At 58.0% G+C, this 5,581-nt stretch carries 5 protein-coding genes; all 5 read left to right on the top strand.

The features are described from left to right. The coding region (gene lptF, locus B3V69_RS19025) for an LPS export ABC transporter permease LptF (protein ID WP_296448835.1) at positions 1 to 1,109 on the top strand (1,109 nt) is incomplete at its 5' end. Beyond that, complete coding sequence (lptG, locus tag B3V69_RS19020; RefSeq protein WP_296448833.1) at positions 1,106 to 2,212, top strand: LPS export ABC transporter permease LptG; 1,107 nt, start codon at positions 1,106 to 1,108, stop codon at positions 2,210 to 2,212. The genes lptF and lptG, both read left to right, overlap by 4 nt. Before the next feature lie 10 nt (positions 2,213 to 2,222). Next, the gene (locus B3V69_RS19015; RefSeq protein ID WP_296448830.1) at positions 2,223 to 2,594 is read left to right on the top strand and encodes a sirohydrochlorin chelatase; all 372 of its coding nucleotides are present in this window, start codon (positions 2,223 to 2,225) and stop codon (positions 2,592 to 2,594) included. A gap of 65 nt (positions 2,595 to 2,659) precedes the next feature. Next, positions 2,660 to 3,613, top strand: coding sequence for a CysB family HTH-type transcriptional regulator (locus B3V69_RS19010; RefSeq protein WP_296448828.1), 954 nt, complete (start codon positions 2,660 to 2,662; stop codon positions 3,611 to 3,613). A gap of 125 nt (positions 3,614 to 3,738) precedes the next feature. Beyond that, positions 3,739 to 5,581: DNA methyltransferase (locus B3V69_RS19005; protein WP_296448825.1), on the top strand; the 1,843-nt coding region annotated here is incomplete at its 3' end.

Here is a 5,581-nt window from a genome sequence, read left to right as displayed (position 1 = left end):
TATTCCATTCTTCCATTCGCAAGGAGTTGGCGCGCAGTTTTGGCGCTACGCTGATCGTGCTGGCAACGGTTGTCATGACCATGACACTGATACGCACGCTCGGCCAGGCCTCGCGCGGCAGCTTCAACCCCTCTGACGTGATATTGGTCATGGGCTACATCGTGCTCGCCTACATGCCGACCATTCTGACCATGAGTCTGTTCATCTCGATCATCGCCACCTTGTCACGCATGTACCGCGACAGCGAGATGGTGATCTGGTTCACCAGTGGACGGGGCTTGTCGTCCTTGCTCGGCCCCCTGTTCCGGTTTGCCTGGCCCGTGTTGCTGGTGGTGATGGCGCTGGCACTGCTGGTGCTGCCCTGGTCCAACCTGCAAATTGAAAACATGAAGGACCAGTACGAGAAGCGGGGTGATATTGAACGTATTGAACCCGGGCAGTTTCAGGAGTCAGCCGGAGGGAAACGGGTATTTTTTGTGGAGAAAAACGCCTCCGGCCAGCAATCGGGCTCCAACGTCTTTATTGCCACCACCGAATATGGCAAGGAGACCATCACCTCCGCCCGCAGCGGGCGCATCCAGCGTGTCGGACAAGACCGGTTCTTGATGCTCGGCAACGGACAGCGGCTGGAGAGCGTGATTGGCAAGTCTGACCTGAAAATCAGCGAGTTTGAAGAATACGGCACCAAGGTCGGCGTGGACGTTCTCGGCGGCACAGATTACGTCCCCACCAACACCCGCCCCACACTCGCATTGCTGAGCAACCTGACGCTGCCGAATTTGGCCGAATTGTCATGGCGCATCGGATTGATTCTGGCGGCCATCAATTTTGTAATCATCGGCATCGCAGTTTCGAGCGTCAACCCCCGTGTCGGGCGCAGTGCCAACCTGATTTTCGCCATGTTTGCTTTCGTGATGTATTACAACCTGTTGAACCTGGGCCAGAGCTGGATTGCCTCCGGCAAATTCACATTCAGCGGATTTTTGCTGGTACTGCATGGCGGCGCGCTGCTGCTAGGAACCTTCTGGCTGGCCAAGGGGCATAACAACTGGCGCTGGCGCACCTTGCTGCGCCCAGCTAACTTATTTTTGCGGAAGTCACCGACTTGAAAACGATCCGACGCCTGATCTACGGCGAGGTGCTGTATGCGGTGATGTTTGTCACCCTCGCCTTTCTCTCCCTGTTTTTCTTTTTTGATTTGGTGGAGGAAATCCAGTCCATCGGAGGCCATGCGGCGGCCGGTTACGGCCTGGTCCATGCCCTGACCTATGTGGCGCTGATGATTCCGAGTCACCTCTATGAGTTGCTGCCGATCGCCGTTCTGATCGGCACTATTTTTGTCATGGCGGGTTTTGCGCAAAGTTCGGAATTCACCATTTTGCGAACCAGCGGGCTGGGCCCGTGGCGCGCCCTGAGAACACTGCTGATGCTGGGTTTGGGCTTTGTCTTGTTGACCTTTGCCATCGGCGATTACGTCTCACCCGTCGCCGACCGCACCGGACAGCTCCTGAAGGCCCGCTACCAGGGGCGCATCACGGTCGGTCAGACTGGCGCCTGGTTGAAAGAAAAGCAGCGCTATGCGCAGTACGCGGTCAACGTCAACTCGCTGGAGTCGGATGGCAGCATGCGCGAGGTACGCATCTTCGAATTCGATAACCAGGGCTTCCTGATGTCCATGGTGCACGCACAAACCGCCACCTATGGAAGTGATGACGCCTGGGCCCTGAAGCAGGTGGACCGGACCGAGTTCCCGGAACGGGGTACCGATACCGCGCGAATCGAACGTACACACATGGACAGTTTTCGCTGGCCGAACCAGATCAGCTCGGAGATGGTGTCGGCGGCCCTGCTCAAGCCCGAACGCATGAGCACGATTGACTTGTTTGAGTACATCCGGCACCTGGATGTCAATGGACAGAGCGCGCAGCGCTACGAGATCGAGTTCTGGAAGAAAGTTTTTTACCCCTTGAGTTGCCTGGTCATGGTGGTGCTGGCCCTGCCCTTTGCCTACCTGCACTTCCGCTCGGGCGGGATTGCGACCTATGTGTTCGGCGGGGTGATGGCGGGCATCAGTTTCTTCCTGCTGAATAACGTCTTTGGCTACATTGGCAACCTGCAGAGCTGGCAGCCCTGGCTGACCGCGGCACTGCCGGGCATGATTTATTCACTGCTTTCCCTGACGGCGTTCGGCTGGCTGGTCCTGCGGCGATAGCGAAGTGATGATGCAAACTGATACGGCGCGTGGCACGATTTTGCTGGCCCATGGCTCGCGCGATCCCTTGTGGCGAAAACCCATTGAGGCGGTGGCCAGCCAAATCCGGGAAATCGCCCCTGAAGTTCAGGTGCGCTGCGCTTACCTGGAACTCAGCACGCCCGACCTGCCCACCAGCGCCGCCGAATTGGCGGTCCTGGGTGTCACCGCCATAACGGTGGTGCCCCTGTTTTTGGGCGTGGGCCGACACGCACGGGAAGACCTGCCACGCCTGATGGTCACCTTACAGGCCAGCCATCCACAGGTCGTGTTCAGTCTGAGACCTGCTATCGGTGAAGAGGCGCAAATCATCGAGCTCATGGCCCGAATTGCGCTGTCCTGAAGAATTTTTACGGCTTGCATATGTAGCTGGGGCATAATTAATTTCATTGTTAGTTGAAATTTGATATGAACCTACATCAATTCCGTTTTGTTCAAGAAGCCGTCAGGCGCAATCTCAACCTGACTGAAGCGGCCAAGGCCCTGCACACCTCGCAACCGGGCGTCTCCAAAGCCATCATCGAGCTGGAGGAAGAGCTCGGCATCGAAATTTTTGCGCGCCATGGCAAACGCCTCAAACGGGTCACCGAGCCGGGCCAGCATGTGCTCAAAAGCATTGAGCTCATCATGCGCGAGGTCGGCAACCTCAAACGCATTGGTGAGCAGTACAGCGCCGAAGACAGCGGCACGCTGTCGATCGCCACCACCCACACGCAAGCGCGCTATGTGTTGCCGGAGCCCGTGGCCAAGCTGCGCCAAGCCTACCCCAAGGTCAACGTCAGCCTGCACCAGGGTTCGCCGGGCCAGGTGGCCCAAATGTTGATCGACGAAGTGGCGGAGATCGGCATTGCCACCGAATCCCTGACCGGCTATTCAGAACTGGTGACTTTGCCGTGCTACGAGTGGCAGCATGTGCTGGTGCTGCCGGTGGGCCACCCCTTGGCCCTGAAGGAACATCTGACGCTGGAAGACATCGCCCACGAGCCCCTGATTACCTACCACCCGTCTTACACCGGCCGCACCAAGATTGACCATGCGTTTGCCGCGCGCAAACTGGAGCCCCGCATCGCGCTCGAAGCGATTGATTCGGACGTGATCAAGACCTACGTCCGGCTCGGTCTGGGCGTCGGCATTGCCGCTGAAATGGCGGTGCGCGACGTCGTGGCGGAGGGCGCCAAAAGCGATCTGGTGGTACGTCCGGCCGGGCTGTTGTTTGGCCAGAATGTGACCCGGGTCGCCTTCAAACGCGGCGCCTACCTGCGCAATTTTGTCTACAAGTTTGCCGAGTTGTTGAGTGACCGCCTGGACCGCAATTTGGTCGCCCGCGCGATGACCGGGCATGTGGACGACTATGAACTGTGAGAATTTTTGGATGCTCAATGTCACTTTGACGTACCTGTGGTTGCTATAAAAACAGTAGCTGCTCACGCATAAAGAACGCGGGCTAGAGCCCAATAAGATTCACGAATCCAAAACCAGACCGCAACATGCCTCTCGACTGGAAAGAAATCGCCAACCGTGCCCGTGCCTTTTCCAAAGACTGGAAACACGTCGAGCGCGAAGACGCCGATGCCAAGAGCTTTTGGGATGAGTTTTTCGAGGTGTTCGGCATCAAACGCCGCAAGGTCGCCACGTTTGAGAAGCGCGTCAAGAAAATTGACCACAAAGACGGCTACATCGACCTGCTGTGGAAAGGCACCCTGCTCATTGAGCACAAAAGCCGTGGCAAGGACTTGGTCAAAGCCTTCAAACAAGCCAAGGACTACTTCCCCGGCCTCAAAGCCGATGAAGAACCGCGCTACATCCTGCTGTGCGACTTCTGGCACTTTGAGCTGCATGACCTTGACGAAGATAAAGTCCACCGCTTCACGCTGCCCGAGCTGGACAAGCATCTGCGGCTTTTCTATTTCATTGCAGGCTACCGCAAGCAGCGCATCCGGGTCGAAGAGGCCATCAACCGCGTGGCGGTGGACGCGCTGGGCGAGCTACACGACGCACTGAAGCAGGACGGCTACAGCGGTCACCATCTGGAGGTATTCCTGGTGCGGCTGCTGTTTTGCCTGTTTGCCGATGACACCGGCATCTTTCAGCCCAAGGACAGCTTCCACGACCTGATTGACTTCCACACCCATGAGGACGGCTCCAACGTCGGCGCGGTGCTTGACACCCTGTTCGTGACGCTCAACAAAGACACGCCAGCGCGCCAGAGCGCGCTGGCCGAACAGTTTGCCTTGTTCCCCTACATCAATGGCCGTCTGTTTGAAGAACGCATTGACCCGCCTTCTTTCACCGCCGCCATGCGCAAGCAGCTCATCACCCTGTGCCAACGCAACTGGGGCAACATCTCGCCCGCCATCTTTGGCGCCATGTTCCAGCGCGTGATTGAGTTGGACGCCGCTGAGCGCCGCCGCGAACTGGGCGCGCACTACACCAGTGAAACCAACATCCTCAAGCTGATCCAGCCGCTGTTTTTGGACGAGCTACGCGCCGAGTTTGAAAAGATCAAAGGCGATGCGACCCGCCTGTTTGAGTTTCACAAAAAGCTGCAAACCCTCACTTTTCTTGACCCAGCCTGCGGCTGTGGCAACTTTTTGGTCGTGGCCTACCGCGAGTTGCGCAAGCTGGAGCTCGACGTGATGCGGTCGGCTAGCCACTTTGGCAGCCGCATCGGCCATGTATTTGACTTTCTCAAGGTCGATGTGGACCAGTTTTACGGCATCGAATACGAAGAATTTCCCGCGCAGGTGGCGCAAGTTGCCATGTGGCTCACCGACCATCAGATGAACGTGGAAGCGGGCACCGAGTTTGGCGAACCCATGCTGCGCGTGCCGCTTAAACGCAGCGCCCACATCCGCCACGGCAACGCCTTGCGCATTGACTGGGCCGACTTTGTGCCGCCAACCAAGCTCAACTACATCCTGGGCAACCCGCCGTTTGTGGGCAAGCAGCACCAGTCCGACGAGCAAAAAGAGGACATGGAAACGGTGTGCGCAGGGATGAAAGGCGCCGGGGTGCTGGACTACGTGGCAGGCTGGTACATCAAGGCGGCACGCTACATCACCACCGCGCCCGACAGCTTTGCCGGTATTGCCGCGAGTGCCAGCCGCGACCGCAAAAAATTCAAGGACGTGAAGTTTGGCGGTGCGCAGGCAGGCTTTGGCGACCTGTTTGCCGATGTGGACCGGGTGGAGACCCTGGCGCGGCGCAAAGTGCGCTGCGGTTTTGTCTCCACCAACAGCATCACGCAAGGCGAGCAGGTGGCGCCGTTATGGAGCTGGATGATTCAGGCTGGCATGCACATCCAGTTTGCGCACCGCACGTTTCAGTGGA

Origin of the sequence: Rhodoferax sp. UBA5149, from assembly GCF_002413825.1 — a bacterium.
GTDB lineage: Bacteria > Pseudomonadota > Gammaproteobacteria > Burkholderiales > Burkholderiaceae_C > Rhodoferax.
This window is presented reverse-complemented; position numbering and strand designations above follow the sequence as displayed.